Origin of the sequence: Sulfitobacter sp. 1A13421, assembly GCF_043557285.1 — a bacterium.
Classification (GTDB): Bacteria; Pseudomonadota; Alphaproteobacteria; order Rhodobacterales; family Rhodobacteraceae; genus Sulfitobacter; species Sulfitobacter faviae.
In genome coordinates this window covers 117,354-130,752 of the sequence record NZ_JBIFFQ010000005.1, presented here as the reverse complement: position 1 = coordinate 130,752, position 13,399 = coordinate 117,354, and the positions used below count along the sequence as shown (strand labels likewise).

Genomic DNA, 13,399 nt, shown 5'->3' with positions numbered 1-13,399 from the left:
CCCTTTCAATCAATAGTCCCGCTCGAAGAAGATGCCGATACTGCTGTCGCCGTCCGACCCCAAGGTGCCCTTGGCCGTCAGGCTTTCGGTGATATCGAGGTTGAGCGACACCTCGCCCGTACCATCCGAGGCCGCCGTCACATCGGTATAGATGTTGTCGGTCAGGTATTTCCCCAGCCGCAGCGCCGTCTCGCCCTCCTCCGTGGTGGTCACGTCCAGATCGTCGAGACCAAAGCCCTCACGCAGGTTGCCGATAACCCCGTCGCCGCCGCGCCCCGCAAGGGTCGCCACTGCACTGGCCAATTGCAACGCCTGAAAGGCCGAGATTTCCGAGATGTTGCGCCCAAAGAGGAGTTGCGACAGCACCTCGTCCTGCGGCGCGGCGGGGGTGGATTCGAAAGTGACTTCGGGCTCATTCGCCGGGCCGCTCACGATGACACGCACCTCCCCCGCTTCGGTATCGGTCGAGGTGACGAACCGGATATAGGGGATGAAATCACCCTGAAACTGGATCGACCCTTCGTCGAGCAAGAAGCGTTTGCCCAAGATATCGAGCCGCCCGCGGATCAACTCGAACCGCCCGGCCGAGATGATGCGGTTGGTGGTGCCGCTGAGGTTCAGCGCGCCGCCCAGTTCCGCATCCAGCCCGCGCCCCCGGACGTAAATACGGTTGGGCGCGTTGAGTTGCAGGTCCAGTCCGAAACCGGGGCCGGAGGCCTCCGCCGCAGGATCATCCCCGGCCTCGCCCCCCTCCAACCCCGCCTTGCGGCGGGTGGCCAGCACATCGGCGGGGGCGTTGACATGGGTGATCTGCGGGATGTCCCCGATCGAGGTCAGACCCGTTGCGGGCACCTGAATATTCGTCTCGCCCGCGTTGATCACCCCGGTGATCTGCGCCCCCCCGCTCAAGGGACCTGCAAGCCGCAGATCGCCGTTCAGCGTGGTGCTGTACAGGCTCGGGTCCGCATAGACGAGGTTGCGCAAGGTCACCTTGATATCCGCAGGCAAGGCCGGTGTCAGGGTGATCGCCCCCGCCACGCGCAGCTCTCCGCCATCGACGGCCTGACCGGTCACATTGAGCTGCGCCCGGTTGCCCCCAAGCTGAACATCCGCGTCGATCCCCCGCAGCGCCACCCGGAGGTTCGGCGCCGTGAAGGTCGCGCCGCTGGTGGTGATCTGACCGCTGACCGACGACAGTGCCGCCGGGCCGTTGATCTGCAAATCAAAGCGCGCCTGCCCCTGCAAATTGCGCGGGGCAAGGAAGGGGCGCGACAGACCAAGCGGCGCATTGCCCGCGATATCGAGGTTCAGCGTCCCATCCGGGTTCACCAGCCCTGCCACAGTCGCCTGCGTGCCTGCGGGGCCATTGGCACTGGTGTCGATGCGCCAGGCCTCCCCCTCGCGCCGGGCCGAGCCTGCGACGCTGAGCGGGCCGTTCACCTGTTTCACCAAGGCGCCGATGTCAGGCATGTTCAACTGGAAATCAACCGCCGCATTGGGGCCGGTGACCAAACCTTCGACCGTCGCCCGTGCGCCATAGGGGCCGCTGGCGCTGGCATCGAGGACCACGCCGTTTTCGGTCTGGCGCGCCACGCCGTTGGCCGCGAAAGAGCCCGAGACACTGGGCACCAGCGGGTTCACGTTGGGCACCGAGACGTCAAAGCGCAGAGAGACCTCTCCAGTCACAAGCCCTTCGACCATGGCGCTGCTGCCATAGGGGCCATCGGCGCTGACATCCACGGCGATCCCGTCTTCTGTTTGGCGGATGTCACCCTTGGCCGAGAGTGGGCCGTTCACACCGGGGGCGAGCGGGCTGACATCCGGCAAGGTCAGGTCAAAGCGCAGCGCCATGTCAGGCCCCGTCGCCAAGCCTTCGACCGCGACGCGGCTGTCGTAGGGGCCATCGGCAATGGTATCGACGACAAACCCCTGTTCGGTCTGCTCCAGTGTGCCGCTGGCCGCGACCCCGCCGTTGATCTGCGGGACGAGGGGTTGGATATCGGGCAGAGACAGGTCAAAGGCCACATCGACCCGCGGTGTGACCAACCCTTCGACCGAGGCCTGCGCCTCCATCGGGCCACTGGCTTCGGTGTCGATTTTCCACCCTTGCGGCGTCTGGCGCAATGCGCCCTTGGCGGTGACCGGGCCGGTGATATCCGCATCGGGCAGGAAATCCTCGATCCGGGGGATATCGGCGGTGAAGTCGATCTGCGCGTCCTCGCCCGTGGCCAGGCCCGACACGGTGAGCGCCGCGTCATAGGGGCCATCGGTGACCGCGTCGACAACCCAGCCGCGCGGCTCTTGCACCGCTGTCGCCTTGACCGCGATGGGGCCTTCGTATTGCGGCAGCACCAGCCCGACATCGGCGAGTGTGAAGTCCAAGGCCGCACGGCTGTCTTCGCTGCGCAGCTCAACATCGCCGGTCAGGTCCAGCGCATCGTTCTTCAACTCAAGATCGCGCAGGAAAGTCCCCGTCTCGTTGCGTTTCGCCACCATGCTAAGGCTGGTCCGCCCCGCGAGAACCGCATCGGCCTGTTCGATCCCGATCTCAAGGTCATCGGTCCCCCCGGCAATCGCCAAATCGAACATGCCGCCCAAAGGCGTGACCGTGCCGTTCAGCGCCAGCGCCGTGGCCCCCGCGATATCGCGGCCCGCCAGCGTGGAAAAGCGACTGATATCTTGGGCTTCGAGCGTCATCTTCAACTGGGTGAGCAGCCCGGTGTCGACCCCGTCGATCGCGGCTTCGCCGGTCAGGCCATAGTCTTCGCCCGATAGGGTCAACCCGTTGATTTCAATCGGTTCACCTTCGACAAAGCGGATCTCGGCGCTGCCGGTGATCGCATCGCCGATGGCCTCGGCACTTGCCGGATCGGTCAGCGTCAGCCCCTCGGTGGCAAAGGTCACATCGCCAAAGAATTGCCCCAGACTGCCAAGGTTGCCTTCGAGAATGCCGTCGAGCGCCAGTTGGGTCTGCGCGATTTGCAGCGCGCCCGTGTGCAGCCCGGTGATGTCGAAGGCGCTGTCGAAACGGTCGCCATCGGCAGCATCGTAATCCACCCGCAGGGTCACGGCCTCGACCCGCGTGCCCTCACCCGAGACCGGCAGAAGGGTCGAGGTGCCATCTGGGTTTGCGATCCGGCCTGAGATGTCGATCAGTGTCGGCCATTTCTCTTGGTTCAACGTGACCTGCCCCTGCAGATCGACGGAATTCGCGGCAAGGGCAAAGCTGCTGACCTCTACCGCACCGTTGCTTTCCAGCAGCGCGTCCAGTGCCAGCCGCACGTCCTCGCCGAAGAAGTCACGGTAGCGCGGGGCGAGCAGCGCAGTGATGTCGCCGCCGATATCAGCTTGAATGCGGCGGTCCGGTGTATCGCTGGCACGGCGCGGGGCCTGCGTGCCAAGGGTCACCTGCCCGGCCAAACGCTCTTGCCCATCGGTGGCGATGGTCACGTCGGTCGCAAAATCATCCAGCGGCCCTGCGCCTTCGACGGTCATCTGCACCGAAGGCTGCCCCGGCAGGTTCAGCAGTTTCGAGGCGATGCCTTCGGGGTCTTCGGTCAGGTTCAACAACAGGTCCAGCACATTTTCGGTGCGGTCAAAATCGGCCTGAATGTCGAACTCGCCCCGTTTGCCATCGGTGCGGCGGGCCTGAAAATCGACGATGCCGACCGTATCGGTCAGCCGTGCATTGGCGCTTACCGAAAGCTGCGCCGCCTCGCCCAGGATCGGCTCGCCCAAGTTGATCTCATCCACCGAGAAATCCGCAATTTCGATGGAGACAGGCAGTTCGGGCAAGGCAAAGGGTTTGGCCTCGGCATCGGGCAGATCGACTTCATTGCTGACCGGCAGGCGCTCGACATCGAGCCGTCCGGCGGTGAGTTGCTCGACCTCCAGCCGTCCGCGCAACAGGGCCGAACGGTTCCAATCCAGCACCACGTCATCAAGCGTCAGCCAGATGCCATCGTCATCCGCAATCGTCATCCGGTCAAAGGAGGCCTCCGAACTCAGCGCCCCTGCGAATCCGTCGATGCTAACGGTGCGGCCCGCGCCGCTCAGCGCGTCTTGAATGGTCCGGGTGAGAAAGCCCTTGTCGTCATCCTGTGCGGCAGCCGGTGTGAGGCAGGCCAGATAGACAAGGCTGGCGGTGAGGATCTGCAAAAACTGTCGCATTAAAACGCCTGTCCAATCCCGATATAGACTTGGAAATCTTCATCCACTTCCGGCCCCGATGTGGGCACGGCCACGTCCAGCCGGATCGGCCCGATGCCCGTGGCATAGCGCAGCCCCAGACCTGCGCCCGAGTGCCAAGTGCCTGATCCGTCATAGAATTCTTCCGAACCGATATAGCCCGCATCGGCAAAGCCCACGACGCCGATCTTCTCGGTCAGGGCCACGCGTGCCTCTGCCGAGAGCCCGACAAAGCTGCGCCCGCCCACGGTGTCGCCGCTCGGCAGCTCGACGCCGAGCGTTTGATAGGGCTGCCCGCGCACGCTGCCGCCCCCGCCGGAGTAAAAGAGGTAGTCCGCCGGGGCTTCCGACAGGTCCGGCCCCGCGACCGAACCAAGCTGCCCCCGGAAGGCCAGCGTCACCGGGCGCTCCGTCCCGAAGCTGCGGTAGTAGCGCGCATCAAGATAGCTGCGCAGCCCGCTTTCAGACCCCGACAGGGCAACGAAAGGCGTGATATTGGCGTCGATGTAATAGCCATCGGTCGCGTCCAGCTCATTGTCGCGGTAGTCGAACTCTGCCCCCAGTGGCAGGGTCAGCAGGGTATATTGGTTGGTGCCGAAGGCATCCTCGGTCTCGGCCACGCGCAGGCCGAGGCCCGCGGAATAGGTGCGATTCTGGTTGGCAATCCGCTCGATCCCCGCCTCCAGATCCAACTGGCGGGATAAGTAATTCACCTCATCAAGCTGTTCCAACGTGGCCAGCGCGTAGAAATCGGTGTCTTCGTTAAAGGTCGCCGGGCGTTCGAACCGGGCAGAGAGCGTATAGTCTTCGCCCCCCGAATTGCCGCCGATACCTTCGATCTCAGCCGAGAGGCGCAGACGTTCGGCCCCGCCCAACAGATTGCGGTGCAGCCAGAAAGTGCTCAGCGTCAGCCCTTCGAGCGAAGACAGTTCCGCACCAAAGCCAAAGCGCCGCTTGGGCGCTTCGGTCACCTGCGCGGTGATGGGCAGCGTGTCGTTCGGACCAATCCGATCCGCTTCGATGAGCGCCACAGCGTCGAACGCGCCGGTGCGGCGCAGCCGATCGGTGGCCAGTTCCAACTCTTCGGGCGAGAAGACCTCCCCCTGTGGCAGTCCTGCGATTTCGATCAGCCGCGCGGTGCGCACGTCTTCGTTGCCGGTCACAGTCAGCGCGCCAAAACGCAGCTTTGGCCCCGGGGCCAGCCGCAGGGCAGCGTCGATCTGGCGCTCACGGTGTTTGGCCACAAGGTCTTGATCCGCCAATGCCGCTTTCGCGTGGCCCACGTCACGCCAACCGCTGACCCCGGCCGAGACGGTTTCCTTCAGCACGCCAAGGCTCGCGGTCTCCCCCGCGGCAAATCCGTCCGGCAACTCGGTGCCCGGGGCTATGGGCGCGATGCGGGTCGCGCCAAAGCGGAACTTCGGCCCCGGGTCTACCGTGATCACGGCCCGGTCGATGCGGCGCGGCGGTTGCACAGGGGGAATCGCGGCGGCATCGACGCCATCCAAGGTGATCTTGAGCGTCGGCCCGAAATACCCGTTGTCGTAGAGCAGCGCCAAAAGCCGCCCATAATCGGCCTGCGCCGCGGCGACCAATTCCTGCGGCGTGGCAGGCTCGGCATCCTCATCGGTCTGCTCGGCCAACAAGGACCCATCGCGCAGGGTGGCATAGAGGTCCGAATCCGCTGCGATGCCAGTGATGGCCAGTTCCGCCGCCTGTGCCGCAGCCCCCCCGCCAAGAAGTAGTCCAAGAGCGAGACAAAGCGCCGCCCCTTGAGTCTGCCCTTGTTGCGCCACGCGCTACCCTCCTTGCGTTCGTCACCCCGGTTTTCGCGCCGGTTCTCCTTTGCCCGCCCAAACGGGCCTTATTCTTAGCAACCGTTAAACGGCATTGCCGCCTTGGCTGCAAACACTCTGCCGGGGGAATCGCGCGATGAGAACGGCCTGCCCCCGCCCCGCGCAGGTGTCACGCGGGGAATCGGCAAGATACCGCGCAGCAAGACTGTAGGCTGACCACGGCCCGAGACGAGGACAAAAACGTTTTTTCTTTCAGGGGGGTCCGACCATCGCTTTGCAATGCAAAGCATGGTGGTGCGGTCGGAGAGACTCGAACTCTCACGGGTGTTACCCCACAGCGACCTCAACGCTGCGCGTCTACCATTCCGCCACGACCGCACGCCATGGTTGGTGGTCGGGGTTTAGCCAAAGACCAAGGGCTTGTGAAGAGGCAATCTGCAAATTTTTTCAATGCGTTTCAGAATGCGGGTTCAGCCCCCGATTTTGCGCAGCCGCACCCCCGATCACAATCCCCTTACCGCCCTGCAATCTGACGGCCCAACCGTTGAATCAGCGCCTTCGGCGGGCCATCTGTCACGCAAGCAAGAAGGAACACGCCATGCCCGCAGATACCGCCACCCCCACAGATACCCCCACCGTGCAGATCGACATCGTATCGGATGTGATGTGCCCTTGGTGTATCGTGGGCTACAAACAACTTGAGCAAGCACTCGGCGCGGTTGGCGTCGGCGCCTACGTGCGTTGGCACCCCTTTGAGTTGAACCCGCAGATGCCAGCAGAAGGCCAGAACATGGCCGAACATCTGGCCGAGAAATACGGCTCCACCCCTGCACAATCGGTCGAAAATCGCAAACGGCTAACGCAGATGGGCCAAGACTTGGGCTTTACCTTCAACTTTTCCGACGACACGCGGATGCAAAACACCTTTGCCGCGCATCAACTGCTGACATGGGCGCAGGCCCAAGGGCTGCAACACCCGCTGAAGATGGCCCTTTTTGACGCGCATTTCACCCAAGGGCGCAATGTGAACGATACCGATGAGCTCGCCGATGTGGCGGCCTCCGTCGGGTTGGACCGGGATGAGGCGCTTGAGGTGCTCCGCAGCGGCAGCTTTGCCGAACAGACCCGCGAAGCGCAGCAATTCTGGACTTCGCGCGGCATCTCCGGCGTGCCGTCGATGATCTTCGAGGGCAAATACCTAATCACCGGGGCGCAGGGGGCAGAAAACTATGCCCAACTCCTGCGCAAGGTCTTGGAGGAACGCGACGCCGCCGCCTGACACTGTGCCTCTGGCGGTGCGGCGCGGGTCTTGCTAAGGCATCCCCATGGTTGAATGGATCATCACCGACGGCTTGACCGATTACCGCAGCGCCGAGGCGTGGATGGAGGCGCGTGCCACCGCAATCGCCGCCGGCGAGGCCGAGGAATGCATCTGGCTGGTCGAGCATCCCCCGCTCTACACCGCCGGAACCTCGGCGCGGGCCGAAGACCTGACAGAGCCCGACCGCTTCCCCGTCTACCCCACCCGGCGCGGCGGGCAGTACACCTATCACGGGCCGGGCCAGCGCGTGGCCTATGTGATGCTCAACGTTGCCGCCCGGGGGCGCGATGTGCGCTGTTTCGTGCGCCAGCTCGAAAATTGGGTCATCGCCACGTTGGATCAATTCAACCTGCGCGGCGAAATCCGCCCCGGACGCGTCGGCGTTTGGGTGCAACGGCCCGAGAAACCCGCCCAGCCCGATGGCAGCCCCGCCGAAGACAAGATCGCCGCCATTGGAATCAGGCTCCGCAAATGGGTCAGCTTCCACGGCATCAGCATCAATGTGGAGCCGGACCTCAGCCATTTTGGCGGCATCGTCCCCTGCGGCATCACGAACCACGGCGTGACCTCGCTGGTCGATCTGGGCCTGCCCGTCACGATGGACGATGTCGATCTGGCCCTGCGCGCCACCTTTGATGAGGTCTTTGCCAGCGCCCCCACAGGCAGCTGCGACATCACCCCCTAACAGCAGCAAAGCACGCGCCAAGCGCCCCAAAGGCCGGATTTTACGGCGACAGCCACAGCGCAAAAAATACCCACCCTGCGACCATCGCGCCCATTGCCCCCGCGAGACGGTCGCTCTAAAACGGGCGCGACACCGCATGTGCCGCCTATGGCGCCATGTGTCCAATTCATTTGCAGGAGGCACCGCATGGCAGACGCAGCCATTCACGGCCAAGATCATCACGACGACCGGGGGTTCTTTACCCGGTGGTTCATGTCCACCAACCACAAAGATATCGGTATTCTGTACCTTATCGTCTCGGCCTTGGTCGGTCTTATTTCGGTGGCATTCACCGTCTACATGCGCCTTGAGCTCATGGATCCGGGCGTTCAATACATGTGTATGGAAGGCGCGCGTTTCATTGCGGATAGCTCTGCCGCCTGTACGCCAAACGGCCACCTGTGGAACGTGCTGATCACCGGCCACGGCATCCTGATGATGTTCTTCGTCGTGATTCCCGCGCTCTTCGGCGGTTTCGGCAACTACTTCATGCCGCTGCAAATCGGCGCGCCGGACATGGCCTTCCCGCGGATGAACAACCTCAGCTTCTGGCTCTATGTCGCGGGCACCACGCTTGCGGTCTGCTCGCTGCTGACACCCGGCGGCAACGGCCAGCTCGGCTCCGGCGTGGGCTGGGTGCTCTACCCGCCGCTTTCGGTCCGCGAAGCGGGCATGTCGATGGACTTCGCGATCTTCGCGGTGCACGTCTCCGGTGCCTCCTCGATCCTCGGCGCGATCAACATGATCACCACCTTCCTGAACATGCGTGCCCCCGGCATGACGCTGTTCAAAGTGCCGCTCTTCGCGTGGTCGATCTTCGTCACAAGCTGGCTGATCCTCCTGTCCCTGCCGGTTTTGGCGGGCGCGATCACCATGCTCTTGATGGACCGCAACTTCGGCTTCGCCTTCTTCGACCCCGCAGGCGGCGGTGACCCGATCCTCTACCAGCACATCCTGTGGTTCTTCGGCCACCCCGAAGTCTACATCATCATCCTGCCCGGCTTCGGCATCATCTCCCACGTCATCGCGACCTTCTCGCGCAAACCGGTCTTCGGCTACCTGCCGATGGTCTGGGCGATCATCGCGATCGGTGCTCTGGGCTTCGTCGTCTGGGCGCACCACATGTATACCGTGGGCATGACCCTGAACCAGCAGGCCTACTTCATGCTGGCCACCATGGTCATCGCGGTGCCAACGGGGGTGAAGGTCTTCAGCTGGATCGCCACCATGTGGGGCGGCTCGATCGAGTTCAAAACACCGATGCTTTGGGCCTTTGGCTTCCTGTTCCTCTTTACTGTTGGTGGCGTCACCGGCATCGTACTGAGCCAGGCCGCCGTCGACCGCGCCTATCACGACACCTACTACGTCGTGGCGCACTTCCACTACGTGATGTCGCTCGGCGCCGTCTTCGCCATCTTCGCGGGCATCTACTTCTACCTGCCCAAGATGACGGGCCGCATGTACCCCGAATGGGCCGGCAAGCTGCACTTCTGGGCGATGTTCATCGGTGCCAACCTGACCTTCTTCCCGCAGCACTTCCTGGGCCGTCAGGGGATGCCGCGCCGCTACATCGACTACCCGGAGGCATTTGCCTACTGGAACCAGTGGTCCTCGATCGGCGCCTTCCTCAGCTTCGCCTCCTTCCTCTTCTTCTTCGGGGTGATGGCCTACACGCTGACCCGCGGCGCGCGCTCCACAGCAAACAACCCGTGGAACGAATTCGCAGATACGCTGGAATGGACCCTGCCCAGCCCGCCGCCCGAACACACGTTCGAGCAGCTTCCGAAACAGGAAGACTGGGACAAGCAGCACAGCCACTAAGCTGACCCAAACCACAAAGGCCCCGCTCTCCCGCGGGGCCTTTTCTTTTGCCCCCACTCCTCTGACAGCCGCCCCCCCCCCCTCCAACTTCATCCTTTCTCAAATACCCTCGGGGGTCCGGGGGCAGAGCCCCCGCCTTACGCAAATTTTTCCACCAAAAACCACATTTCCCTCTTGAAGCCCCCCGCCCCAATAGGTATCTCGCCCTCACCAGACGGTAAGCGGGCGTAGCTCAGGGGTAGAGCATAACCTTGCCAAGGTTAGGGTCGGGCGTTCGAATCGCCTCGCCCGCTCCATCTGGACTTCACAGGGTCGCATCTTCGGATGCGGCCCTTTGTGTTTTCCGCCCCCAAAACCTTCCCGAAAAAATTGCCGCGCGACGCTCAGATCGCTACATTTCCCCCTTGCAGCCCCCTGCGGGAATGGGTATTCCCCCCTCACCAACCGGATGCGGGCGTAGCTCAGGGGTAGAGCATAACCTTGCCAAGGTTAGGGTCGGGCGTTCGAATCGCCTCGCCCGCTCCAGGTTGATCCTACCACCCCGTAGGAAACGCAAAGCCGCCCTTCGGGGCGGCTTTTGTGTATCTCGCCCCAGAAAAAAACGCCCCATGACGAACACGGGGCGTAAGGTACGGAACGAGGGACAGTAGGTGGCCGGCAGGCGTTCCGGGCCTGCGGTCACCCATAAATTTAGGAAGCCTTAGCCGTTTTCAAAGGGGCCGGGCCCGGCCGCCCTGCCCCCTGTTCGAATTTGAGCCAGTTCTTGCCGATTCTCAGCCGCCAACCCGGCTGGCATAAAGCGCGATGGCCGCCGCGTTAGAGACGTTGAGCGAGCCGAATCCGCCCGCCGCATCGATCCGCACCAGTGCGTCTACAGTCTCGCGGGTCTTCTCCCGCAGCCCCGGCCCCTCGGCCCCCAGAACAAGCGCCACGGGGCGGTCACGGCGGCCTTCGACGGCTTCCTCGATGGTCTGCGTCGCCTCGCCATCAAGCCCCAACACCAGATAGCCCATCTCCTGCAAGGCCCGGATGGCATCGGCAAGGTTGCGGACCCTCAGATAGGGCTGCCGCTCCAGCGCGCCGCTGGCGGTTTTGGCCAGCGCCCCGGTCTCGGGCGCGGAATGGTGTTTGGTGCCGATGACCGCCGAGGCGCCAAGCACTTCGGCAGAGCGCAGAATCGCGCCCACATTATGGGGATCGGTCACCCGGTCGAGCAGCAACAGCCGCGGCGCGGAATCACCGATGGCCACATCTTCCAACCGCCCCCAGTTCAGCGGCCTCACCTCCAGCACAGCGCCTTGGTGGACCGAGTTCGGATCCAGCGGCGGGCGGAACTTGCGCGGGTCCACGACCTGCGGCGTGATTCCCGCCTCGGCGATGGCCTCTTCCAGCTTCGCCTGCGCGTTCGGCGTGACCATCAACTGCAATTTTTCACGCCGCGGGTTCATCAGCGCATCGCGTACCGCATGCAGGCCGAACAGCCAGACCGTCTGCGCCGCTTCGGCCTTCTTGTCCTGCTCTTTTTGCACGACCCATTTGGGTTTCTTCATCTCTTTATCCTTTCGTGCGATTTCCCCAACTTTTCTCAGGAATTCGCCTTGACGCTTCTTTGGCTCGCTTGTAATCACGCCCCCACGTCAGGTGCAATGCACCGGGACAAAGTGGGCGACAGGCCGCAAGGTGTGGCAGGGGACTGTAACTCCCTCGCGGAGACGCACGCCTGGTTCGATTCCAGGGTCGCCCACCACTTTCTCCCCCCTCTCGATAGTTCGTATGCGCAGTTAAGGCGCGCTCGTGGCGACCGATTAATGCCGCGCCCGATGGCTATCACGGGATCAGCACATCGCTCCGCAAAAACCCCTCAAGCGCCATTCCCAAATCGTCGTAAACGAGCTGAACCCGAATCCTCTCAACCGACCCGAGGTCAAACGTCAGGTAAGGCTGCGGATCCCCCTCCAGAATCGCATTCGGCGTCGGCACTAAATCGTGACAGGGCGGCATCGGCAGATTCTGCATCGGCGCGTCGTTCACCGCGATTGCCATGGCGGCCAGCCCGCAGCGCCAGCTCCACAGGTGGGTCACATAGAGGAAGTCTCGCCCATCATACTCCCGCACGGCGATCCAATTGCCGCGGGTGGCGTTCAGGATCGGCCGCACCTCTGCGGCGGTGGTGAAACGGCCCGTGGGCGTCTGGTCTTCGGAGACCAAGCCGGGGGGCACGGCATCCATGTAGAATGCAGGCGGCGGGGCCGCGGGCGCCGGGGGCGCCGCCGGGCTGGCGGGGGCCGCAGGGCGTGCCGGAGCCTGCACCGTCATCGGCGCATCCGGTCGGCCTACCCCGTCCGAAGGCGCAGAGGGGCCGCCCAAGCTGATCGCGATCACGGCAAAGACAAAATCGAACATTCGAACCCCTTTCGCAGGCCGCTCAAATTGCTGGCTTTTGCCGACAGAGCCCTGCCCCTATACTGGCCGAAAACCAAAGGCCGCAGTTAAGTATGACACGCAATTCGCGTATCCCGCAAATTTTCAACGTCGTCATCGTGGGCCAAGAGGGGCGACTGGCCTATGAGGCGCTGCTTTTCGCCGCCTCCCTGCGCCATTCCTGCCCAGAGTTCCAAGGTCGTTTGCTGATCGCCGAGCCGCAGCCCGGCCCGCTTTGGGACAGTGACCCGCGCATCACCGACAGCGCGCTGCGCGAAGCTCTGAGCGAGCTTGGGGCGGAGTTCGTCCCCTTTGACAATCAGCATTTCGGCAGCACCTACCCCAATGGCAATAAGATTGAGATGCTCAGCGCCCTGCCCGCGGGCGAACCCTTTGTTTTCTTTGACACCGATACGCTGATCACCGGCGACTTGACGGCGGTGCCCTTTGATTTCGACCGCCCATCGGCCTCTCTCAAACGCGAGGGCACATGGCCCGAGCCACAGCTATACGGGCCGGGCTATAGCGCATTGTGGAAGTCGCTTTACGACAAGTTCGGCCTTGACTTCGCCAGCAGCCTCGACCTGAGCCAACCGGATGAATATTGGCGGCGTTATCTGTATTTTAACGCCGGGTTCTTTTACTACCGCTGCCCCAAGGAATTCGGCGATCTCTTTCTGCGCTACGCCCTGGCGGTACGCGACGACCCTCCGGTCGAGCTTTGCGCGCAGAGCTTTGATCCTTGGCTCGACCAAATCGTGCTGCCGCTGGTGATCCACGCCCTTGGCGGCGGGCGCGCCACCCTGCCCGCTGGCCTGCTGGATGGCACGGTCTCCTGCCACTATCGCTTTCTGCCCCTGCTCTACGCGCGGGAGAACGATCATGCGATCGAGGTGCTAGAGGCCATCACCGCCCCCAACCGAATGAAAAAGCTGCTCAAGCAGCGCGATGCCATTAAGCGGATGGTCTATCAGGGCCGGGGGGCCAAGGTGCGCGCGCTTTTCGATCAAGAAAACCTGCCCCGCCGCGAACAGGCGATCCGCAACCGGATCAAATCAAACGGTTTCTGGATGCGCTGAGCCCCGCCCGCCCCGTTGTCTGGACGGGTCTTTGCGCCTAGGCTGCGCG

At 63.4% G+C, this 13,399-nt stretch carries 8 protein-coding genes and 4 tRNA genes; 7 read left to right on the top strand and 5 right to left on the bottom strand.

What is annotated here, in order from left to right; translation table 11 throughout:
* Window positions 1-9: 9 nt before the first annotated feature.
* The 3 genes from ACGYLI_RS11470 to ACGYLI_RS11460 form a co-directional block, all read right to left on the bottom strand.
* On the bottom strand, window positions 10-4,170 hold the full coding sequence (locus ACGYLI_RS11470; RefSeq protein WP_394419262.1) for a translocation/assembly module TamB domain-containing protein: 4,161 nt from the start codon (window positions 4,168-4,170) through the stop codon (window positions 10-12).
* The gene (locus ACGYLI_RS11465; RefSeq protein WP_394419261.1) at window positions 4,170-5,984 is read right to left on the bottom strand and encodes an autotransporter assembly complex family protein; all 1,815 of its coding nucleotides are present in this window, start codon (window positions 5,982-5,984) and stop codon (window positions 4,170-4,172) included. Before ACGYLI_RS11465 ends, ACGYLI_RS11470 begins: the two co-directional genes overlap by 1 nt.
* 292 nt (window positions 5,985-6,276) lie before the next feature.
* Window positions 6,277-6,362 (bottom strand) — tRNA-Leu (locus ACGYLI_RS11460).
* A gap of 220 nt (window positions 6,363-6,582) precedes the next feature.
* Between ACGYLI_RS11460 and ACGYLI_RS11455 the strand changes: the two genes are divergently transcribed.
* The 5 genes from ACGYLI_RS11455 (at window position 6,583) to ACGYLI_RS11435 (ending at window position 10,375) form a co-directional block, all read left to right on the top strand.
* On the top strand, window positions 6,583-7,263 hold the full coding sequence (locus ACGYLI_RS11455) for a DsbA family oxidoreductase (RefSeq protein ID WP_394419260.1): 681 nt from the start codon (window positions 6,583-6,585) through the stop codon (window positions 7,261-7,263).
* 46 nt (window positions 7,264-7,309) lie between these two features.
* A complete protein-coding gene (gene lipB, locus ACGYLI_RS11450; RefSeq protein ID WP_067261246.1) occupies window positions 7,310-7,990 on the top strand; it encodes a lipoyl(octanoyl) transferase LipB in 681 nt (226 codons plus the stop codon).
* Window positions 7,991-8,176: 186 nt separating this feature from the next.
* Window positions 8,177-9,850 (top strand): cytochrome c oxidase subunit I, encoded by a 1,674-nt coding sequence (gene ctaD, locus ACGYLI_RS11445; RefSeq protein ID WP_067261244.1) that lies wholly within the window; start codon window positions 8,177-8,179, stop codon window positions 9,848-9,850.
* A gap of 221 nt (window positions 9,851-10,071) precedes the next feature.
* Window positions 10,072-10,146, top strand: a tRNA-Gly gene (locus tag ACGYLI_RS11440).
* Window positions 10,147-10,300: 154 nt separating this feature from the next.
* Window positions 10,301-10,375: transfer RNA gene (locus ACGYLI_RS11435), tRNA-Gly, on the top strand.
* Between the two features lie 248 nt (window positions 10,376-10,623).
* Here ACGYLI_RS11435 and rlmB read toward each other — a convergent pair.
* Window positions 10,624-11,400 (bottom strand): 23S rRNA (guanosine(2251)-2'-O)-methyltransferase RlmB, encoded by a 777-nt coding sequence (rlmB, locus tag ACGYLI_RS11430; protein ID WP_394419259.1) that lies wholly within the window; start codon window positions 11,398-11,400, stop codon window positions 10,624-10,626.
* 113 nt (window positions 11,401-11,513) lie between these two features.
* Between rlmB and ACGYLI_RS11425 the strand changes: the two genes are divergently transcribed.
* Window positions 11,514-11,597 (top strand) — tRNA-Tyr (locus tag ACGYLI_RS11425).
* Window positions 11,598-11,677: 80 nt separating this feature from the next.
* Here ACGYLI_RS11425 and ACGYLI_RS11420 read toward each other — a convergent pair.
* The gene (locus tag ACGYLI_RS11420; RefSeq protein WP_394419258.1) at window positions 11,678-12,253 is read right to left on the bottom strand and encodes a hypothetical protein; all 576 of its coding nucleotides are present in this window, start codon (window positions 12,251-12,253) and stop codon (window positions 11,678-11,680) included.
* 92 nt (window positions 12,254-12,345) lie between these two features.
* Here ACGYLI_RS11420 and ACGYLI_RS11415 point away from each other — a divergent pair, with 92 nt between their 5' ends.
* Window positions 12,346-13,350, top strand: coding sequence for a hypothetical protein (locus tag ACGYLI_RS11415; RefSeq protein WP_394419257.1), 1,005 nt, complete (start codon window positions 12,346-12,348; stop codon window positions 13,348-13,350).
* The last annotated feature ends 49 nt before the right edge of the window (window positions 13,351-13,399 follow it).

Excerpts from the sequence above, each read along its gene's own strand:
- ACGYLI_RS11470 (WP_394419262.1), bottom strand. The coding sequence starts at position 4,170 with ATGCGACAGTTTTTGCAGATCCTCACCGCCAGCCTTGTCTATCTGGCC.
- ACGYLI_RS11455 (WP_394419260.1), top strand. The coding sequence starts at position 6,583 with ATGCCCGCAGATACCGCCACCCCCACAGATACCCCCACCGTGCAGATC.
- lipB (WP_067261246.1), top strand. The coding sequence starts at position 7,310 with ATGGTTGAATGGATCATCACCGACGGCTTGACCGATTACCGCAGCGCC.
- ctaD (WP_067261244.1), top strand. The coding sequence starts at position 8,177 with ATGGCAGACGCAGCCATTCACGGCCAAGATCATCACGACGACCGGGGG.
- rlmB (WP_394419259.1), bottom strand. The coding sequence starts at position 11,400 with ATGAAGAAACCCAAATGGGTCGTGCAAAAAGAGCAGGACAAGAAGGCC.
- ACGYLI_RS11420 (WP_394419258.1), bottom strand. The coding sequence starts at position 12,253 with ATGTTCGATTTTGTCTTTGCCGTGATCGCGATCAGCTTGGGCGGCCCC.
- ACGYLI_RS11415 (WP_394419257.1), top strand. The coding sequence starts at position 12,346 with ATGACACGCAATTCGCGTATCCCGCAAATTTTCAACGTCGTCATCGTG.